A 322-nucleotide genomic window follows, 5' to 3' on the forward strand; every position below is an offset into this window, starting at 1 on the left:
TGATGATTGAACGAGTCGGACTTATAGTTATTTTAGGATTTTTACTCTCTCATATTAAAACTTTCAGACGCCTCCTTCATAAACAGGATGGCTATGTAGATAAGCTGAAGCTTATTTGTATTTTTTCGGTATTTACAATTGTAAGCAATTACACTGGGATTGAAATAGCAGGAAATACGATTATGAATGAAAATTGGTTACAAGGTGTTTCATCATCGAGTACCATTGCGAATACACGTATTATGGGTGTTGGAATTAGTGGATTGCTTGGTGGTCCTATCGTCGGAATTGGGGTAGGATCAATTGCTGGTATTCACCGTTA

1 protein-coding gene is annotated in these 322 nt (G+C 36.6%); it reads left to right on the forward strand.

Annotation, left to right across the window (positions count from 1 at the left end):
- Positions 1–2 precede the first annotated feature (2 nt).
- Positions 3–322 (forward strand): LytS/YhcK type 5TM receptor domain-containing protein (locus ACTJK5_RS23160; protein ID WP_440613340.1); only part of this gene is annotated, 320 nt, incomplete at its 3' end.

It is taken from the genome of Agrobacterium sp. 22094 (assembly GCF_052046015.1).
Classification (GTDB): Bacteria; Pseudomonadota; Alphaproteobacteria; order Rhizobiales; family Rhizobiaceae; genus Agrobacterium; species Agrobacterium cavarae.